General features: G+C 31.9%; 20 protein-coding genes. 10 read left to right on the forward strand and 10 right to left on the reverse strand.

Translation table 11 applies throughout. The features are described from left to right. Window positions 1-35 precede the first annotated feature (35 nt). The 4 genes from map (at window position 36) to SJY43_RS00280 (ending at window position 2,520) form a co-directional block, all read left to right on the forward strand. A complete protein-coding gene (gene map / locus SJY43_RS00265; protein WP_396601856.1) occupies window positions 36-854 on the forward strand; it encodes a type I methionyl aminopeptidase in 819 nt (272 codons plus the stop codon). Between the two features lie 97 nt (window positions 855-951). Next, the gene (locus SJY43_RS00270) at window positions 952-1,329 is read left to right on the forward strand and encodes a GxxExxY protein (protein ID WP_396601857.1); all 378 of its coding nucleotides are present in this window, start codon (window positions 952-954) and stop codon (window positions 1,327-1,329) included. Window positions 1,330-1,375: 46 nt separating this feature from the next. Then, window positions 1,376-2,155, forward strand: a complete 780-nt coding sequence (locus SJY43_RS00275; RefSeq protein WP_396601858.1) for a class I SAM-dependent methyltransferase — start codon at window positions 1,376-1,378, stop codon at window positions 2,153-2,155. Next, the gene (locus SJY43_RS00280) at window positions 2,152-2,520 is read left to right on the forward strand and encodes a DUF423 domain-containing protein (protein ID WP_396601859.1); all 369 of its coding nucleotides are present in this window, start codon (window positions 2,152-2,154) and stop codon (window positions 2,518-2,520) included. The genes SJY43_RS00275 and SJY43_RS00280 overlap by 4 nt, the downstream gene beginning before the upstream one ends. Window positions 2,521-2,527: 7 nt before the next feature. Here the strand turns inward: SJY43_RS00280 and SJY43_RS00285 are convergent, their stop codons facing one another. Together SJY43_RS00285 and SJY43_RS00290 are read right to left on the reverse strand one after the other, a co-directional pair. Beyond that, window positions 2,528-3,505: an FAD:protein FMN transferase gene (locus tag SJY43_RS00285; RefSeq protein WP_396601860.1), complete on the reverse strand. Its 978-nt coding sequence runs from the start codon at window positions 3,503-3,505 to the stop codon at window positions 2,528-2,530. 16 nt (window positions 3,506-3,521) lie between these two features. Next, entirely contained in the window at window positions 3,522-3,899 is a 378-nt protein-coding gene (locus SJY43_RS00290; protein ID WP_396603430.1) for a Na(+)-translocating NADH-quinone reductase subunit F, read from the reverse strand. A 165-nt stretch (window positions 3,900-4,064) separates the two neighbouring features. Between SJY43_RS00290 and SJY43_RS00295 the strand changes: the two genes are divergently transcribed. From SJY43_RS00295 to SJY43_RS00310, 4 genes are all read left to right on the forward strand, one after another. Then, complete coding sequence (locus tag SJY43_RS00295; RefSeq protein WP_396601861.1) at window positions 4,065-4,718, forward strand: porin family protein; 654 nt, start codon at window positions 4,065-4,067, stop codon at window positions 4,716-4,718. Between the two features lie 216 nt (window positions 4,719-4,934). Continuing rightward, entirely contained in the window at window positions 4,935-5,507 is a 573-nt protein-coding gene (locus SJY43_RS00300; RefSeq protein ID WP_396601862.1) for an RNA polymerase sigma factor, read from the forward strand. 3 nt (window positions 5,508-5,510) lie between these two features. Further along, complete coding sequence (locus SJY43_RS00305) at window positions 5,511-6,251, forward strand: tol-pal system YbgF family protein (protein WP_396601863.1); 741 nt, start codon at window positions 5,511-5,513, stop codon at window positions 6,249-6,251. A 12-nt stretch (window positions 6,252-6,263) separates the two neighbouring features. Further along, window positions 6,264-9,491 (forward strand): CHAT domain-containing protein, encoded by a 3,228-nt coding sequence (locus tag SJY43_RS00310; RefSeq protein WP_396601864.1) that lies wholly within the window; start codon window positions 6,264-6,266, stop codon window positions 9,489-9,491. Between the two features lie 54 nt (window positions 9,492-9,545). Here the strand turns inward: SJY43_RS00310 and SJY43_RS00315 are convergent, their stop codons facing one another. Next, on the reverse strand, window positions 9,546-11,495 hold the full coding sequence (locus SJY43_RS00315) for a T9SS type A sorting domain-containing protein (protein WP_396601865.1): 1,950 nt from the start codon (window positions 11,493-11,495) through the stop codon (window positions 9,546-9,548). 218 nt (window positions 11,496-11,713) lie between these two features. On the opposite strand from SJY43_RS00315, the gene SJY43_RS00320 reads away from it, so the two are divergent. Continuing rightward, a complete protein-coding gene (locus SJY43_RS00320) occupies window positions 11,714-12,427 on the forward strand; it encodes a hypothetical protein (RefSeq protein WP_396601866.1) in 714 nt (237 codons plus the stop codon). A 54-nt stretch (window positions 12,428-12,481) separates the two neighbouring features. On the opposite strand, the gene SJY43_RS00325 is transcribed toward SJY43_RS00320, so the two are convergent. After that, on the reverse strand, window positions 12,482-13,351 hold the full coding sequence (locus tag SJY43_RS00325) for a DUF4846 domain-containing protein (RefSeq protein ID WP_396601867.1): 870 nt from the start codon (window positions 13,349-13,351) through the stop codon (window positions 12,482-12,484). A 110-nt stretch (window positions 13,352-13,461) separates the two neighbouring features. Here SJY43_RS00325 and SJY43_RS00330 point away from each other — a divergent pair, with 110 nt between their 5' ends. After that, a complete protein-coding gene (locus tag SJY43_RS00330; protein ID WP_396601868.1) occupies window positions 13,462-13,920 on the forward strand; it encodes a Na(+)-translocating NADH-quinone reductase subunit F in 459 nt (152 codons plus the stop codon). Window positions 13,921-13,999: 79 nt separating this feature from the next. Here SJY43_RS00330 and nqrF read toward each other — a convergent pair whose 3' ends face one another. The 6 genes from nqrF to SJY43_RS00360 form a co-directional block, all read right to left on the reverse strand. Next, window positions 14,000-15,307: an NADH:ubiquinone reductase (Na(+)-transporting) subunit F gene (gene nqrF, locus SJY43_RS00335; protein ID WP_396601869.1), complete on the reverse strand. Its 1,308-nt coding sequence runs from the start codon at window positions 15,305-15,307 to the stop codon at window positions 14,000-14,002. A gap of 1 nt (window position 15,308) precedes the next feature. After that, entirely contained in the window at window positions 15,309-16,028 is a 720-nt protein-coding gene (gene nqrE / locus SJY43_RS00340) for an NADH:ubiquinone reductase (Na(+)-transporting) subunit E (protein WP_396601870.1), read from the reverse strand. An 83-nt stretch (window positions 16,029-16,111) separates the two neighbouring features. After that, a complete protein-coding gene (locus SJY43_RS00345; protein ID WP_298498715.1) occupies window positions 16,112-16,756 on the reverse strand; it encodes an NADH:ubiquinone reductase (Na(+)-transporting) subunit D in 645 nt (214 codons plus the stop codon). A 1-nt stretch (window position 16,757) separates the two neighbouring features. Further along, window positions 16,758-17,504: a Na(+)-translocating NADH-quinone reductase subunit C gene (locus tag SJY43_RS00350; protein ID WP_396601871.1), complete on the reverse strand. Its 747-nt coding sequence runs from the start codon at window positions 17,502-17,504 to the stop codon at window positions 16,758-16,760. A gap of 2 nt (window positions 17,505-17,506) precedes the next feature. After that, a complete protein-coding gene (locus SJY43_RS00355; RefSeq protein WP_396601872.1) occupies window positions 17,507-18,748 on the reverse strand; it encodes an NADH:ubiquinone reductase (Na(+)-transporting) subunit B in 1,242 nt (413 codons plus the stop codon). Continuing rightward, the gene (locus tag SJY43_RS00360) at window positions 18,748-20,103 is read right to left on the reverse strand and encodes a Na(+)-translocating NADH-quinone reductase subunit A (protein ID WP_396601873.1); all 1,356 of its coding nucleotides are present in this window, start codon (window positions 20,101-20,103) and stop codon (window positions 18,748-18,750) included. Before SJY43_RS00360 ends, SJY43_RS00355 begins: the two co-directional genes overlap by 1 nt. Between the last annotated feature and the right edge of the window lie 61 nt (window positions 20,104-20,164).

Genomic DNA, 20,164 nt, shown 5'->3' on the forward strand with positions numbered 1-20,164 from the left:
GTTTTTAAGTATATTTAAACTCCTATTATTATTTTATGATTATTGTAAAAACTAGAGAAGAAATTGAATTAATGCGCGAAAGTGCATTAATCGTATCTAAAACATTAGGCGAATTAGCAAAAGCAATTAAACCTGGTGTTACAACACTTGAATTGGATAAAATTGCTGAAACATGTGTTAGAGACCACGGGGCAATTCCTGGTTTTTTAGGGTTATATGATTTCCCTAATACACTATGCATGAGCCCAAACTCTCAAGTTGTACATGGTATTCCTAATGGAACACCTTTAGTTGAAGGCGATATTATATCTATTGATTGTGGCGCGCTTAAAAACGGATTTTACGGCGATCATGCTTATACATTTGCTGTAGGTGACATTGACCCTGAAACAGAAAAACTACTTCAAGTCACTAAGGAGTCTTTATACGTAGGTATAAAAGAATTTAAAGCAAACAATCGCGTTGGAGATGTTGGTTATGCCATACAAAAATATTGTGAAGACCATGGCTATGGTGTAGTAAGAGAACTTGTTGGTCATGGCCTAGGAAGTAAAATGCATGAAGACCCAGAAATGCCAAACTATGGTAAACGTGGTAGAGGTAAAAAATTCGTAGAAGGTATGGTGGTAGCCATTGAACCTATGATAAACATGGGAACCCATCGCATTAAACAGCATAGAGACGGCTGGACTATTACGACTCAAGATAACAAACCTTCTGCTCATTTTGAACATGATGTTGCCTTGGTTGATGGTAAGCCAGAGCTACTTTCAACGTTTGCATATATTTATGACGCTTTGGGTATTGAGAGCAATGAAGAAGATGAATTTAGACAACAGGCTTTAGTGCTTTAATCTAAAAAACTATTTCACAGACATACACAAAGATACACAGAGACACACAGAGACACACAGAGACACACAGAGCGTTATTAACTTCTATTAAACTATATTGTATAATAAGATTACAGAAAATATTATTGGTGCTGCTATCGAAGTTCATAGAACTCTTGGGCCTGGGTTGCTGGAATCTGCTTATCAAGAATGTCTATACTATGAGTTAATGGCTATGGGTTATTCTGTTCAAAAAGAATTATCACAACCTATTACTTATAAAGACATTACTTTAGATCATGGTTATAGAATTGACTTACTAGTCGAAAATAAAATTGTAATAGAGCTAAAAACAGTCGAAAAGTTTACTGATGTTCATTCTGCACAAATTTTGACTTATATGAAATTAGGTGATTTTCCTATTGGACTATTGTTAAACTTTCATACCAAACTTTTAAAAAACGGATTAAAACGATTTATAAATGACACCTATTAATTCTCTGTGACACTCTGTGTCTCTGTGAATCTCTGTGAAACATCTCATGAAGAAACTCTTCAAACTTATTCTAAACATTATACCAAGGCCTCTATTAATAAGGCTCAGTTATATTATACGCCCTGTACTAGCATTTTTTTTAAAAGGAAATACTTTTACAGATCCTATAGACGGGAAACGTTTTAAAACCTTTTTACCTTATGGTTATGGAACACAGAGAAACAATGTATTATCACCTTCAACATTAAGCCTAGAGCGACATAGGTTATTATGGTTGTATTTACAGAATGAAACCGATTTCTTTTCAGTAAAGAAAAAAGTGCTTCATTTTGCTCCAGAACAATGTTTTTTAAAGCGGTTTAGAAAACTAGATAATCTTGACTACACGACTACAGATTTACTATCACCAATAGCCGATGTAAAAGCAGATATTTGCAACCTTCCGTTTGAAGACAACAGTTATGATATTATTTTATGTAATCATGTTTTAGAACATATTCCAGATGACACTAAGGCTATGCACGAACTATTTAGGGTTATGAAACCTGGTGGCTATGGCGTTTTTCAAATTCCGCAAGATTTAACGCGTGCTACCACTTTTGAAGATGATAGTATAACTGATAAAAAGGAACGTGCTAAAATATTTGGTCAATACGACCATGTTCGTGTTTACGGTCTTGATTATTTTGATAAACTACGCAACGTTGGTTTTAAAGTTGAAGAGGTTGATTATACTGCTACACTTTCCGCGGAAGCGATAGAAAAATATTGTTTAGCTAAAGGAGAAATTATTCCTATAGTTTACAAACAAAAAACAATAAAATGACACAACAAATTATAATTGCTACAGGTGCTTTTTTCGGGATGCTATCTGTAATACTTGGTGCTTTTGGTGCGCATGCATTAAAGAAAATTTTATCCACAGATCAATTACATAGTTTTGAGGTTGGTGTTAAATACCAAATGTACCATGCTATTGTTTTATTGGCTTTAGGCTTTAATGCAAATAACATAACCTCTGCAATTTATTGGTGTTTTACAGTTGGCATTATTCTATTTTCTTTTAGTATTTATGGTCTCGTTTTATCGGATGCAAAAGGAAAGAAACTTCGTTTTTTAGGACCTATTACGCCAATTGGTGGATTATTACTAGTTAGTGGCTGGTTCCTTTTACTCATTTCTGTATTTTAAAAGTAAACTACTCTGGAAAGTTATTAAGCGATAACGTTTCCAACTGTTGATTTTCATTTTCAAAAATTAAAAATACTTTTAGTTCTGGGTGATTTTTTAAAAATGCTTTTACTTTTTCAATACCCATAGATTTAAATGCGGTTGCATAGGCATCAGCTTCCATACAGTTTTCAGCTATTACCGTGATACTTAATAGATTTGTTTTGCTAGGATACCCTGTTTCTGTATCGATAATATGCGCATAACGATTACCATCTTTATCAACCTTAAATTTTCTATAAGTTCCAGAAGTTGCCATAGCTTGATTTTTTAAACTAACGGCTTTTAATATAGATTGCTCACCTTCAAAATTGGGTTCCTCTACGCCTACTTTCCAATCACTTTGCTTTTCTGTATTTATTCCTTTAACACGTATTTCACCGCCAATTTCAACCAGATAATTATTTTCTTTTTGAGATTCTAAATACGCACTTATTACATCTACGGCGTAACCTTTTGCTATCGCATTATATTCTAAATACACATTAGGGTTTGATTTTCGTATGGTGTTTTCATGCAAATACGTTTTATCATAACCAACAAATTGCATTAAACTATCTATTTTTAAACTATCTACAACCTCAATAGTGTGTTCCGCACCAAATTTCCAGGCGTTAACTACATTGCCTATTGTAGGATCGAAAGCCCCTTCGGTTTGTCCAAAAATTTCTTTTGAGGCGTTATAAACTTTTATAAAATGCTCATCTACTTTAAAAGATTCATTTCTATTTATTTTTGAAATATCTGAGTTAGCTTGATATGTTGACAATGATTTATTAATTACATAAAACAAACTATCTAATTGCGCTTTATAATCAACATCCGAACTATAAATAATAGAATAGCTCGTGCCAAAAACAGTACCAGAAAGTTTAGTATTTATGTTATTTTGTTTACAGGAAAAGCTAATTAAAAGAAGTAATAATCCTAATAAAAATTTATTCATTTTTTAAAATTTCGTTTTAATTCAAATTGGTTTCTAAAACTTGAATCCCATTATACTCTAATAAATAATCTTGATTTAAATATATAGGTAGTTTTTCGCCTTCTGTACTACCAATACCAACACCTGCATATAAAACCTTAGCGTCTTTTTCTCGAGCATGGCTTTTAAAAGATTCCATCCAAACAACATCATAATTATTAGGATTTTCTGGAAGTATTACCGCCCTAACTATTACAAAGTAATATTGCTTGTTTTTATCTATACAAACAAATTGAGGGTGCTTTTTAAGTTTACTATTTATTGCAATAAACTCAAAACCACGTCGTTCCAAATCTTTTCCAACATGGTTCATAGCTAGATTATGCAATTCTTGTTCTGTTAATGGCTTACTCATAGTACAAAAATAATATAATTGTTGTGATGATGATGACATTTTTAAATTCTTTCGATATAACTATATAACCAACAAAAACTAAAACTAATATGTAAAAAAAGGATAATCAAATTAAAAGAAATGAGTAACAAACTAAATAGAAAACAATAATTTAAAATGAAAATCATGAAAAACACATATGTATTAATACTAATGGTATTTAGTATGGCATCTAGCCTAAACGCGCAAAACATAAAAATTGGAGCAAAAGCTGGTGTTAACTTTGCTTCTGTTACTGGAGATATAGAATCTGTTAAAACCAAAATGGGTTTCCATATTGGAGGTGTAGCAGAAATTCCAATAAATGAATCTTTTTATGCGCAACCCGAATTATTATTCTCTTCACAAGGCTACAAATTAGATAATGGCACAGGTACTTTAAACTATTTAAACCTTCCTATTATTGGAAAATATTATGTTAACGACCAACTAAGCATAGAAGCTGGCCCGCAAATAGGCTATTTATTATCTGCAAAAATAAAAGTAGATGATGAAAATTTGGGCGGTGGTAATGTAGATACAACTACAGATACCATAGGAAAAGCATCTAGCTCAAAAACAGTATCAAATAGCACTCAAAATGCAGATATCGAACAAGATATTAAAGAATTTTTTAAAACTACAGATATATCGTTTGGTTTAGGTGCTGGCTATAAACTAGATAATGGTCTTAATATATCTGCGCGTTACAATTTTGGACTTTCCAACATTAGCAAAGACAATGATGACAATGTAAAAAACAGCGTCTTTATGGTATCTGTTGGTTATTTTTTCTTTTAAAAGAAATAACATAAACCTGTAAGAAAGCAAAATATAATTATAACCTATATCTATTAAAACACAAATAAACTGATGTATGTTTTTTATATTATAATAAAATATTTATTAATAAAACCTATGAATTAAAAATGTAGTTTATCGTTTAAAACTTGTTTTAATAGTGAACTTATTTATTGTAAAATGAAATAATTGTATATTTCCTCTAGCTATTAATTTATGGGGAAGTCAATACGTTTACTAAATCAATCAGAGCTTATTAGCGCTATTAAATCAAATAAACCTGATGTTTTAAAACATTTTTATACATCAAACTTTAAAAAAGTAGAACACTTAATTTTAAAAAATAGTGGTTCTGTAGATCATGCCAAAGACATTTATCAAGAAGCATTTATAACGGTCTGGTCACAAATAAAAGACGATAAATTTGTACCTATTAACGATACTGCTTTACAGGGTTATTTGTATACAATAGCAAAGAATAAATGGATGGATGTGTTACGATCTAAATCGTTTAAAAATTCAAAATCTTTAAATTATGAAACATTAACTTTTATTGAAGATGATAATGATGAAGATACAGACACGAACCATGATAAATTAAAGTTAGCAATGGCAGGCTTTAAAAACTTAGGCCAACCATGTAAACAATTATTAAATGTATTTTATTTTGAAAAAAAATCTTTAAAAGAGATTGCAGCAGAATTTAATATTGAAGAAACTACAGCTCGAAATAAAAAGTACCGATGTATGGAAAAATTACGCGCTTTAGTTTTAGCCTCAAATCAATAAGAAGTGAAAGATAATAGCAAAATATCCAAAGAACTACTAGAAATTATAGAACGTTATATAAACGGCACTATGACTTCTAAAGAATTAAAAGATTTTAACCAACTTCTAGAACTCGATAACGAGTTTAAGACCAAGGTTGAAGATATTAAAACTATGCTTACGGGTATAGAAACGCAAGCTTTAAAAGAAAAACTTAATGAGTTCCATAAAGACATACCAAAAACCATAGTAGAAAACACACCTAAGACTAAAGTTAGATTTTTAAATTTTAGTAAAATATCAATAGCTGCAGCCATGATAATTGCAGTTGGAAGTATTTGGTTTTTTAACACATCTAAAAACGAAAAAATTTACGCTAATTTTTTTAAACCAGATCCAGGTTTACCCACTACTATGAGCGCTACAAATAATTTTGATTTTTACGACGCCATGGTAAACTACAAACATGGCGACTACACTATAGCTATTGATAAATGGCGGGTTTTACAAGAAAGAAAACCAGATAACGACACTTTAAACTATTTTTTAGGCGTCGCACATTTAGCAAATAAAAATGTAACCGATGCTATTCCATATTTAGAACGATCAATTGAAGCTAAAGATGATTTTACTTTTCTAGATGAAGCTTATTTATACTTAGGATTAGCTTATCTAAAAGAAGGTAATATAGAGCTTGCAAAAAAACATTTAAACACAAGCGAAACTACTGATGCTAAAAAGATTATTTCAGAACTGACACCATAAATCTTTTACCTTATGATTAAGTCTACACCGCTTTTAAAACACACAATTTTAATATGTGTGCTATTTTACACGTTTAATTTTCAGGCACAAAACGATTCTATTTCTAGTATTTCTTACATTCAGAAATTAGTAAATACAGATTCCATTCAAAAAGCAAAAACAGAACTAGACAAACAAATTGAATATTATAAGGGTAAAAAAAATTATGATACTTTATCTCACTATGTATATCTACTTGGTAAAATTGAACTTTCAATAAGCAAAGAGAATAACACATTAAAGCAAAGTTTAGATTTAGCAAAATATTTAGAAAAAAAACCAATAACAATAAAATCAAAACATCAAATAAAAATAGATTTATCTAAATTATTTAATGAACAAGGAGACCCCAAAAAGGCTTATGAGTATGCTGAAAAATCAAAGGAATTTGCTTTAAAATCACAAAAAAAAGAACCCTTATTAAATTCGGAATACCGGCTAAGTGAATACGCAATTCGATTGGGAAACATAGATCTCTTTGAACAACATACTCGAGGTGCACAAAAAATCATAAAAACAAATCCAACTCAAAAATTTAAACTCTCTGCTAGAGTCTATAACTACCTTGGTGCTTTAATGTACTTTACTTCCAAACCAGATAGTGCTACTTATTATTACGAAACTGGTCTTAGAAAAACTGTAGAAATGGAAAACAACCCTGAAAATAGATTATATTTTCCTGCCTCTATTAAAGCGAATATGGTTTTGCTAAAACAAAGCCAAAGTAAATACTCTGAGGCTATGCAATTAATACAAGAGAGCATAAAACTATACAAAGAGTTTCTAAATAGCACACATAATCACCCTTTAACATTTAGAGTACAGCGTAATCTATCTTTGGCATATCGAAACTTATCAAGTCTTTACTTTGATCTTGGTGATTTTGAAAATGCAAAAAAAATAAGCACAATAGCCTACAAACACGCAAAAAATAATTTATTAACCAACAGCCTTGAAAACTTTTCGGCAATTACATCTCTTGCCGAAGTAAATATCCCGCTAAAAGAATTTAATTCCTCATTAACATATCTAGACGAAGCAGAAATAATAGTCAATAAAATTCCTGGAGATAATTTTGTTACAAAAGCCAATATGTATTATAATAAAGGGCTTGTTTATAAAGAGTTAAAAAGCTATCAAAAAGCAAAAAAATATTTAGACTTAAGCAATCAATTTCATCAAAAAGCCCATCAAAATGAATACAGTAGAGATCGATTATTTACTATTATAAATTTATCTCTTGTTTTGGCATCACTTAAAGAAAAAGAACGCGCCATTGCAATTTTAAAGAATGCTTATAATTATCTAATAAAAAACAAAGGAGAACAAAGTAACTTAACCAATACAGTATTAGTTGCATTAGCAAAAACATCAATGCTAACTGAAGATTATGAACAGAGCTTAGAATGGAGCAATAAGAGTCTTGCTTTGTACAAAAAATATAATGATACTTTAAAAAGCAGTTATGACAAGTCTCACTTTGAAGAATATAAACCAGAAGTATTAGTCATCAATGCCAAATCAAAATATAACTTATCTAAAACAAAAGATAGCTTATTTTTAAAAACCATTTTAGTAGATGTTAAAAATGCAATACATACTTTAGAGGAAAGGCGATCTTTAATTACTTCTGTTTCAGATGTAAATAGATTGATAGAAAATAATAATACCGTTTTTAATTTTGCTAAGTATCTAAATCTTGAATTATACAAATTAACAGGTCATAAAAAATACTTAAACCAAACCGTAAGTCTGCATGAATCTGCCTTATACAATAGAATTAGGGCACGATTAAATCTTAAAAACTCCATATCATTTGCAGGTATTCCAGACCATATAATTGAAAGGGAAAATACACTCCGAAAATTACAAAACTCAAGCCTAGAAAGTCAAGAGCAAAATGACATTCAGGTTTTAATTGAAAACAATAATAATTGGGTGAATTTTATAGACACTTTAAAACAGCAATACCCCAAATATTATAAAATGCGTTTTGCGACTATAGAAGAACCATTAGATAATTTACAAGCTAATATTCCAGAACAAACAACAATAGTCCGCTATTTATTTATTGAGGAAACTTTGCATGCTTTTGTTATAAATAAATCAAGGGGAAATATTTTCAAACTAGATTCTGAAAAATTAATAAATAGAATCAATATAATCTCTAAAAATCACAACGACATTACAGAAGTTAACTCCATTTATAATCAACTATACAACCAATTATGGCAACCTTTTGAAAATGAAGTTACTACAGACCATGTCATTATTATTCCTGATGGTATATTATTCAATTTAAGTTTTGAAAGCTTAACACCTTTAAAAGTAAATTCTTTTAAAGACTTGGCAGCTCATAGTTTGCTTACCAAAAATACCATTTCATACAATTATAGTTTGCTATTATTAGATAAGGATAAGAAAACCATAAATTATCAAAAAGACTTTATTGCTTTTGCTCCAGAGTTTAATGATAAAATGAAACAAGAATATAGTGTGGCTATAAAAGATTCTTTATCTATTGATGAAACTTACTTAAAACTTCTTCCGCAACCATTTAGCGTAGATTTAGCAAAAGAATATTCAAAGTTATTTGATGGTGATTATTTTATTAATGAAAAGGCATCTAAACAAATTTTTAAAAATGAAGCTAACGAGCATAAAATTATTCATATTGGTACGCATGCCGAATCTAATAATATAACCCCAGAATTATCTCGATTAATTTTTGCTAAAAATATTGAAGATGAGGAAAACTCATTATATACCTATGAAATATACAATGAAAATCTAAACTCGAACTTAGCTATTTTAACTGCTTGTGAAACTGGAAAGCCAACATACCAAGCTGGAGAAGGCATGATCTCTTTAGCACATGCTTTTAATTATGCCGGTAGTGAAAGTATTTTAACTAGCTTATGGAAAATTGATGAGCAATCTAGCTCTAAAATAATTGAATTATTTTACAACAACATCAAACAAGGCCTGCCTAAAGACAAAGCGCTACAACAGGCAAAACTAAGCTATATTGCAAGTAGTGAAGGTAGAATTATAAACCCACATTACTGGGCTGGTTTAGTGTTAATAGGTGATACAAATCCTATAAATTTAAATACATCTTCAAATATGCTTTGGTATGTATTAGGCGCTTTGTTACTTATTTTAGCCTCAATTTATATAATAAAAACGCGTAAAAAATAAAAGAGAGCTACTATACTTAGCAACTCCCTTTTTATAATCAAACTATCTATAAACTTAATTAGAAACAACTATCCGTTTAGTAGAAGTAGCATTTAAAATATCATCTTCAATTTTCAAAATATATAAACCTGGAGGGATTTCATTTACATTGATTATAATATCATCAGATTCATATGTAGACGCTTTTACAACTTGTCCTAACTGATTTAAAATTTGCCAGTTTCCTTTTAACATTAAATTCGACTTAATATTTAAAACACTACTAACCGGGTTAGGATAAATAACAATATCATCTAAAATATTTTTATTAGTAGAAAGTGTTGCTCCAGGTCCATTTAAATACACAGAGTCATTAAAACATACTACATCAAAAGTATAGGGTGTACCGTTATAACTCGTAGTCACTTGGTTTGGAAGGTTGCAATTAGCAATCTCTGTAGATTTTAAAATTTCAAAGCTAGCATTATTGGGTGGTAAATAGCCTAAAACTACTTCTATCTCGCCTTCTAATACTGCTGTATTTGTAACTTCAACTTGATCGTATTCTGTGCCTACATTTGGGCCATCAATCTCAATCTCAAATGTAGCAGCTGCCGATGTTTCAAAATCTCCAACTACAGTTAAAATCCCTGGAGAACTACCCGGAGCAATTTCACCTTCCATGATATAACCTTCTGGCCACATAAAACCGCCGCTTCCTCCGTAGGTCCCTGTGTATTCAACAAGTTGTCCATCAATATATTCTTCATATTCTCCAGTAGTAACATCTTCATCAAAAACCAATGTTCCAGACTCACTAATAACCTTTCCATAATTTACAAATGTTGATAAATTAATAGAAGATGAACCTGTTCCTGCTGTTTTTATAAGCTCACTAACAACACTAATGGTTAGCTCATGGCGATCTCCGCTCGTGTAACCAATATTAATATTATCGCCATTAATATTGTAACTGTTATAGTTAAACATTCTAACATAACCGTTATTAATATTTAAATCACCTTCATTGTGATTTATATCTGCAAAATAGGATATCAGATAACAATTAGTGTCTAATTCTTTAGTTCCTGGACCATCTAAAATTATATCCCCATAACTTGAAATACCAGATTGAAAATTAATATCGTTACTATAAATCTTCCCACCTCTCCATAAAAATGTTGCCTCTTTTTTGACTTGTACATATTTATCGATAAGCAAATCTCCATTGACTTCAAGAGTATTATTAGCTCCCAATATAATATTTGCAACCTTTGTTATTCCGGCAGCACTAGTCCTTACATAGCCGCCATCTGTTTTATTTATTATTACTCTTGAGGCTGCATTTGGAACGCCGTTTGGGTCCCAATTAGCTGGGTTGCCCCAATTACTGTCGTTTGCTTCTCCATCCCACGAAATAGATGTTGTATAATTAATATCTAAAACTTCAATACTTAAACCAAAACCATCTGCACCACATTCAGCCGTTAATAAGGTATCGAAATCAAAACTATAATTATCATATGGTGTTGTTGTTGGGCAAGCCTGATGATTGCCTTCAACAACCTGATAGCTATCGCCTATTTGTGGTGCATAGCCAGAAAAAACTAAATTCAAATTTCCAACAAAAGAAAAATTCTCTGCACATATAACTTTATAAAAAACATCGATATCTTGTACAACAACCTCAAAACTACTTGATACATCCACAATAAAATTATCAAGGTAAAGATCGCCTTGAGTAAATAATTGAGCGCCATAACGTAACTCTAATGTACCATATTGTTGATTTAGTGGCACAGATCCAAGACCATTAAAGTACACATAAAACCCATCAATTAAAATATCATCGCCAGGTTCAGGCACACCAGGTAAATTAGGATCTCCACCTCTTCGCCAGTTTTCTGGATTTTCCCATTCATCGCTACCACCATCTCCTGTAAAAATAACCTGATTATAATCTTGTGCATTTAATGTTATAAATGTGAATGCAAAACACATTGTAAAAAATAAAATTCGTTTCATAATTAATAGCTTTTACTGTTATATATAGCTACATCGAAACACATTTAAAATGTGAGCATAAAATAAAAATATTTATAAACTATGATATTAAACATCTCCTATTTATAAGTTCTTTTGACACTTGTCCAATTACACAATTACAAAAATAAATTTCAAAAAAATGATGACATATTTACTTTACTTAGATGTTCTAGTAAATATCAAATAAAACAAAACACATGAAACATTATGCCTATTTATTGGTATTATCATTTCTCTTAGTTAATTGTTCTTCGGAAGATGATGGTGATGACCCAAACGAAACTATACCTGGACCATTTTCAGTCACAATTTTAGAAACCAGAATGGATGGTGCATCTATTGAATGGACAGAATCCATTGATATTGATGATGACCCAATTACGTATTCTATTTATTTAAATGACCAACTCATTTCTACAGGAGGAACAACCTTATCTTATAATTTTACAGATTTAGAGCCTGAAACACATTATGATGGCTATATTTTAGCGGATGATGGAAGAGGTGGTACATCTGAAGCTGGATTCTTTTTTGTAACAGAACCAGAAATAACCATTGAAACCATAAATGCAGCTTATTGGCTTTATGATAGTTTTCCAGAAGGTAATGGCACACGTATGATATGGCAGATGGGTTTTTTAATACCATATCATGAAGATGCCGTTTTGTATACTCTACATATTGATGAAATATTTCTTGGAGGCTATTCTTATTCTCAAAACAAATCAATTAACTGGACTAATGAATCCCAACCTTCGTATACTTATTTTATCGACGAAGTAAATGGATATAGGGTTTGGGAATTACCTGGTTCTATAAATACAACACATCCTGATTATGAAGAAACAGAAAACAACATAATGAACGTCTCTGGTACTGCGGAACTAATAATCACTTACAGCAATAATTAACATAAAAGTAATTAAGTTTCTCTTTGTTGAGATGATATTTTTACAAAGGGAAACTTATTTAAAACGCACAAACTTTGCACTTCCAAATGTATAATTAGAAACAGGAATTACAGCATCGCCTTCTAATCGATACCAAGGAGAAATATCAGAATTTTCTAAATTTTTAACCAAATGCACACTTTGCGCGGGTGTATTACCTTGAAATAACAAAAACAACTTCTCCCCTTTGCTATTAATCGCTTCATCGCAAATCATTACAATATGACCTGGAGAACCCCCTTTAATAAGCATATTACCAATTTTTAAGTCTTTGGCTGAATTTACTTTTGGAAGCTCGTTATAAAGTGACAAGGTTCCAGAATACATATAGATTAAATTCAAATACTTATAAAAATTTGCTTTGGAATGATTTACTGATGCTGTTTTATGAAAGGATACTTTATTTCCATTAATTTTTGGACGGTAACCCTCTGCATATTTTTGCCATGAACAATAATGACCGCTTGTAAAATTAAAACCAATCTCATCCTTTCGATTATTATCCCAAAGGTATTCGCTACGTATTCTAATTAAAGCATCTGCACATTGCTGTAATCCGTTTTTAGGTACAGGAATATCTAAAACACCTATATGGCCACCTTGCCAAAAATATTCGCTATCATCGTAATTAATAATTTTAGCACCAAAGGGTTTTAGTTTATAACTACGAATGTATTCTTGGAAACTTCCTTCGGCATAACTCGCACGCTTATAACCCTCAGGGATATTTACTCTAGATTTTATAGTAAGACTATCCTTATTAATCAATCTAGGCGTTTCAATAACGGCAGCTAGCTTTTTTATTGTTTTCTTAACAGGCTTAAACTGAATAAATACAACAATCAACAAACCTAAAACAACAATTATTCGCAAAGCATTTTTCATGATAAACTAACGCTTTAAATAGGTTACTTCGTACTTAATGAATAAAATTTTAAGATTAATTTCACAGATAAAAGCTAACTTTTTAGTAATTTGAGGTAAAACTATAGCACATGAAAACTACTGTTCGATTGGAAAAAGCCATTCAAAAACTATATATTGCTTTTCATAACAACACCTTAAATCCTGAATGTTGCAAGCAATGCGCCGTTGGAAATATTTTAGACAATAGAGATAGTTGGAAGCATCTATCAGATAGTCATGGTGCTTTAGAATTAAATTATGTTGGCTTGGTTCATCAAAATTTAAATAGAAAATTCAATGGTTATTCTCCTTTAGAATTACTAAAAATTGAAGCCACTTTTTTAGAGGGCTGTGGTTTTCAGATACCTATACATTATAAAAACAAAAAGCCCAAAAACCCAACTGATAAAGATGTTTTGTTTAATGGCTTATCTGAGGTGATTAAACTTTTATGTGAATTGGATGCTGTTGATAATGTTATGGATTACACAAATCTGTTTGAGTTTGGAAATGAAAAACCTAAATATAATATTGAGCTGTCATATTAAATAAAAAGACCTGTCAGGTTTTTAAAACCTGATAGGTCTGACTAAAATATTTTACAAGATTCTTTTTTTCAAAGGAATTTTATCCTCCAAAGTCATCAAATCTAATATGCTCATCTGGGATACCGAAATCTTCACCCATTTTCTGAACGGCTTTGTTCATTAAAGGAGGACCACAGAAATATAATTCTATATCTTCAGGAGCATCATGTTTACTTAAATAATTATCTATTACACAATTGTGTATGAATCCTACGAAACCATCTCCTGGAGCATCAATATCTTCTTTTACTTTCCAGTTATCTTCTTCCATTGGTTCAGATAGTGCTAAGTAAAATTTAAAGTTAGGAAAGTCCTTTTCTAATTTCTCAAAATGATCTAAATAAAATAACTCACGTTTAGAACGTCCTCCGTACCAATAGGTCACTTTTCTTCCTGTTTTTAAAGTTCTGAATAAGTGATAAAGGTGTGAACGCATTGGAGCCATACCAGCACCTCCACCAACGTAAAGCATTTCGCTTTCAGACTCGTTAATAAAGAATTCACCGTAAGGTCCAGAAATAGTCACTTTATCACCTGGTTTCTGGTTAAAAATATAAGACGATGCTACACCTGGATTCACATCCATCCATCCGTTTTTAGCTCTATCCCATGGCGGACAAGCTACACGAACGTTTAACATAATCTCACGTCCTTCAGCAGGGTAAGAGGCCATAGAATATGCTCTTTCTACTGTTTCGGTATTTTTCATTACTAAAGGCCATAAACCAAATTTATCCCATTCAGTTTGAAACTTATCCGGAGTATCATGCTCTTCTGGGTGTGCTGTAATATCCATATCTGAATACTTTACTTCACATGGCGGAATTTCAATTTGAATATATCCACCAGCTTTGTACCCCATATCTTCAGGAATTTCAACAACGAATTCCTTGATAAATGATGCCACATTATAGTTACGAACAACTGTTGCTTCCCATTTTTTAATACCAAACACTTCTTCTGGAATGGTAATATCCATATCTTGCTTAACTTTTACCTGGCATGATAAACGCGCTCCACTAGCTAATTCTTTTCTTGAAAAGTGAGGTGTTTCTGTTGGAAGCGCTTCACCTCCACCAGACAATACATGACACTCACATTGAATACATGTTCCACCACCACCACAAGCAGATGGCAAGAAAATCTTATTTGCTCCTAACGTAGATAGTAAACTACCGCCAGACGCTACTTCTATTTCTCTTTCACCATTGATAGTAATTTTTACTGGACCAGATGGTGATAATTTTTGTTTTACAAAAAGTAATAAACTAACAAGTACTAGCGTAATTATTAAAAACGCTACAACTGTTGCTATAACTGTTCCTGTTGTTCCTGCTGCTAAAATCATATTACTTTACTATTTTAGTATTATCAGCTAAATCTTTAGCTTCTTCAGTTTGTAACTTCTCTACTTCAATGGCTGTTTCTGTAGCTGGTTGCTCTTCGTCATCACCTCCAGTTAACATACCTCCAAAACTTAAAAAGCCAATCCCCATAAGTCCTGTAATGATAAATGTAATACCAAGACCTCTTAAAGGTGCTGGTACATTACTATATCTAATTTTTTCTCTAATAGCTGCAATCGCTAAAATGGCTAAAAACCATCCAATACCAGAAGAAACACCATAATTAAATGCTAAACCTAAAGTTTCAATTTCACGAGATTGCATAAATAAAGAACCACCTAATATGGCACAGTTTACAGCAATAAGTGGTAAAAAGATACCTAAAGAATTATATAATGATGGTGAAAACTTCTCTACCACTATTTCTACTAATTGTACCATAGTTGCTATGGTAGCAATAAACATGATGAAAGAAAGAAAACTTAAATCGTAATCTACGTATTCTTCTCCTAACCATTTTAATGCACCTGGTTGTAATAAATATTGATCTAATAACCAGTTTAATGGTACTGTAATAGCTAATACAAATATTACGGCTGCTCCTAAACCAACAGCTGTTGCAACCTTTTTAGATACTGCTAAGTAAGAGCACATCCCAAGGAATACTGCAAATACCATGTTATCTATAAAAATCGATTTAAAAAATAATTCTACGTGTTCCATTTTTTTTAAGTCTTCAGTCTTCAGTTTGCAGTTTCAGTTTGAGCATTACTGCCAACTGAGTACTGTTTTACTGATTACTATTTTTAATCTTCTATTAATGCTTTATTTCTACTACGTTGTACCCAGATAATTAAACCTACTACAATTAAGGCCATTGGAGGCATTAACATAAATCCGTTATTCTCATAACCTATTGAATACACACCAGTTTGCTCAATTGGATCACCAAGTACAGGAATACCAAATAAAGTACCTGAACCTAATAACTCTCTAAAGAAACCAACAATTACTAATATTAAAGCATACCCTAAAGCATTTCCAATACCATCTAAAAATGATTTCCATGGTCCGTTTGCTAAAGCAAAAGCTTCAAAACGCCCCATAATGATACAGTTTGTAATAATTAATCCAACAAATACAGATAGTGTTTTACTTAACTCGTAAGCAAAAGCTTTTAAAACCTGATCTACAATAATTACTAAAGCAGCAACCACTATAAGTTGAACAATAATTCTAATTTTTGATGGAATGATATTTCTCATTAAAGAAATAACAACGTTACCAATACCTAGAACGAAAAGTACAGCAATACCCATTACTAAAGAGGCTTTTAACTCTGCAGTAATTGCTAATGCAGAACAGATACCTAATACTTGAATTGTAATTGGGTTGTTATCTGCTAACGGGTCTGTGATTAACTTCGCGTCTTTTTTTGAAAGTAGTCCCATATTATTTTAACGTTTTAAAGTAAGGTAAATACAATTTTAAATCTTTCTTAATCATGGCAGAAACACCATCACCAGTAATAGTTGCACCAGCTAAGGCATCAACTTCGAAATCGTCTTTTATTTCATTTTTAGGATCGTTATTACCCTTAGCCACAGCAATACCTTTAAAAGCTCCTGAATCGGTTAATAAGTGTTCTCCATTAAAATCGTCCATAAAATAACGTTGCTTAATGTTTGCTCCTAAACCAGGAGTTTCACCAGCGTGATCGAAAAAAGCACCTAGAACAACCATGTTTTTATCTAAAGCGACATAACCCCAAATAGCATCCCAAAGCCCTTTACCTCTTATTGGCGTAATGTAAAATGTTTTACCATCTTTCTTACCAATAAATAAAGGCAAACGTCTTGTTCCTCCATTTTTAGCTTTTGCTTGTTCCTTTTTAATATCAATTAAATAAGCTTTATCATCTTCTTTTGCAACACCGTTTTCAATAACTAATTGTTGCGTGATGTATTTTGAAAATTCACCTGCAACGATATCTGTTCCAACGAAAGTGATATCACCTGTTCCTTCATTTCCATTTACGCCCATAGCATACAGAATATTCTGTTGCTTTTCCATACGTTTATTCTCGTCAATATTAGGTCTTAACGATGATGCCGTAAACGCTAATAACGAACCTACAACTAATACCATTGCTACTGCAAAGATTATAGTATATGAGTTTTTATCTGTATTAACTGCCATAATTATGCTGTTTTAACTTTTACACGTTTCATTCTTTTCTTCACGTTTCCTTGTACCACATAATGGTCAATTGTAGGTGCAAATACATTCATTAATAGAATGGCTAACATAACACCTTCTGGATAGGCTGGATTAAATACACGAATCATTATAGAAATGAATCCTACTAAGAAACCGTAAATCCATTTTCCTTTGGTTGTTTGTGATGCCGTTACCGGATCGGTAGCCATAAAAACTGTACCAAAAGCAAACCCACCTATAATTAGATGTTCCCAGAAAGGTGCACTCATTAATCCGTAGAAATTACTACTTTCTGTAATCCATCCTGAAGCTGCAACTTGATTAAAAATTAAGCCCATTACAATAGCACCAATAACTGATGATAACATAATTCTCCAGCTTCCTATTTTAGAAAAAATTAAAAACAAACCTCCTAAAAGAATAAGTAATGTTGAAGTTTCACCTACAGACCCAGGAATAAACCCTAGAAACATATCCATAAAACTTACTTCAGAACCGCCAAGCATAAACTCATTACCTTGCGCTAAACTTCCTAGTATCGTTTCACCAGAAATAGCATCAGGTTGAGCACCAGCAGCTAAATCTTGAACTCTTGGATCTGCTCCATGAACCCAAACTTTATCACCACTCATCCATGTTGGGTAAGCAAAGAATAAAAAGGCTCTAATGGTTAATGCAGGGTTTAGAATATTCATTCCTGTACCTCCAAAAACTTCTTTACCAATAACAACACCAAATACAACTGCTACTGCAAGCATCCATAATGGAATATCTACTGGCACAATAAGTGGCACTAACATTCCTGTTACTAAGTACCCCTCTTCTACTTCATGTCCTTTAACGATGGCGAATATAAATTCAATTCCTAAACCAACTCCGTAAGACACAATTACTAATGGAATTATTTTCCAAAAACCAACTAAAAAATTGTCAAGCGTCCAAAACTCAGCACTAAAGAAACTTCCAGCTACAGCTTGAATATCTCCTAAAGCTAAGTGATGTTGGTATCCAGCGTTAAACATACCAAACAATAAACATGGCACCATAGCCATAATTACTGTATTCATAGTACGCTTTAAATCGTCGGCCGCCTTAATATGAGTCCCATTATGTGTAGTCTCATTAGGTAAGTATAAAAATGTATGGATTGCATTAAATGCTGGTATCCATTTTTTATCTTTATTCTTTTCCTTAAAATTATGTAAATTACTTTTTAAACCCATTATCCTATCTCTTTAAGCATTAAGTCTAAACCTTTTCTAATAATATCTTGATGTGGTTGTTTAGAAACACAAACAAATTCAGTTAAAGCGAAATCTTCAGGTGCTACTTCGTACATTCCTAAAGCTTCCATTTCATCTAAATCTTTATACATACAAGCTTTTAAAATTTGCATTGGGAATATATCTAAAGGAAAAACTTCTTCGTAAGTTCCTGTAGTTACAAAAGCACGATGCTCTCCGTTTGTATTAGTATTTAAATTGAATTTTTTCTTTGGGTTTAACCAAGAAAAAGTCAAAGCTCTTGATGTAGAAACCTTGTTAAACACAGGCTTATTCCATCCAAAAAGCTCATAATCATCACCTTCAGGAATTACAGATACCACGTTGCTGTAATAATCTAAACTTCCGTCTGGTTTTATTTGTTTTCCTGATAACACATTACCAGAAATTATGCGGTCATTTCCACCTTTAGTTACACCTTTATCGTAAACAATAGTAGCAATTTCGCTACCAGCAATTGTTCTAAAATACCTAGGTTTTTCAACTGAAGCGCCTACTAAAGCAACAATACGCTCAGCATTAAACTTACCAGTTAAAAGTAACTCTCCAATAATAACTAAGTCTTGAGGATTAACAGTCCAAACGACTTCACCTTTATTAACGGGATCGATTTTATTAATTTGAGTTCCAACATTACCAGATGGATGCGGTCCAGAAACTTTATGTAAAGTTATTCCTGACAAACCAGCTAATGGCGAATTAGAACTTTTACCTACAGAAACATGAACTTTACCTTCTGTCAATTTCGCTAAAGCAGAAACTGCTGCTTGCAATTCTGCTTCCTTACCTTGTAAAGTAAAATCTAAATCGGCTGCTAATGGTGCGCTAGCATATCCTGAAACAAATATCGCTTTTGGCGATTTTTCAGGATTAGCAATCACATCATAAGGACGTTGTTTAACAAATGGCCAACATCCAGAAGCTAGCAAATGTGCTTTTATATCTTCTGGTTTAGAAGCATCGATATCAAACTTTCCAAAATCTTCGAAAGTTTGAGTCTTATCAGCTTCAATTTTAATGGCATCAATGCGTCTTTTTGGTCCTCTAACCACCTCAACTATTTTCCCAGATACTGGCGATAAAAATTTAATCGCCTCTTGAGATTTATCGAAAAACAAAGTACCTCCAGCTTTAACTGTGGTTCCTTCTTTCGCAACAAGTTTTGGTATTACGCCGTGAAAATCTTCTGGCCTTACGGTGCAGTAGTTGCTAATAATCGCTTTTTCAACGGTTTTATCAGCTTCACCAATAAGTTTAATGTCCAGACCTTTTTTAATACGAATGTCGTTTGACATATTTATTTTTATTGAAATTAGTTGTCTAAAAATCGGTGCAAAAATACGAATAAATAGCTAA

This window comes from Algibacter sp. R77976 (assembly GCF_044594645.1).
Taxonomy (GTDB): domain Bacteria; phylum Bacteroidota; class Bacteroidia; order Flavobacteriales; family Flavobacteriaceae; genus Algibacter_B.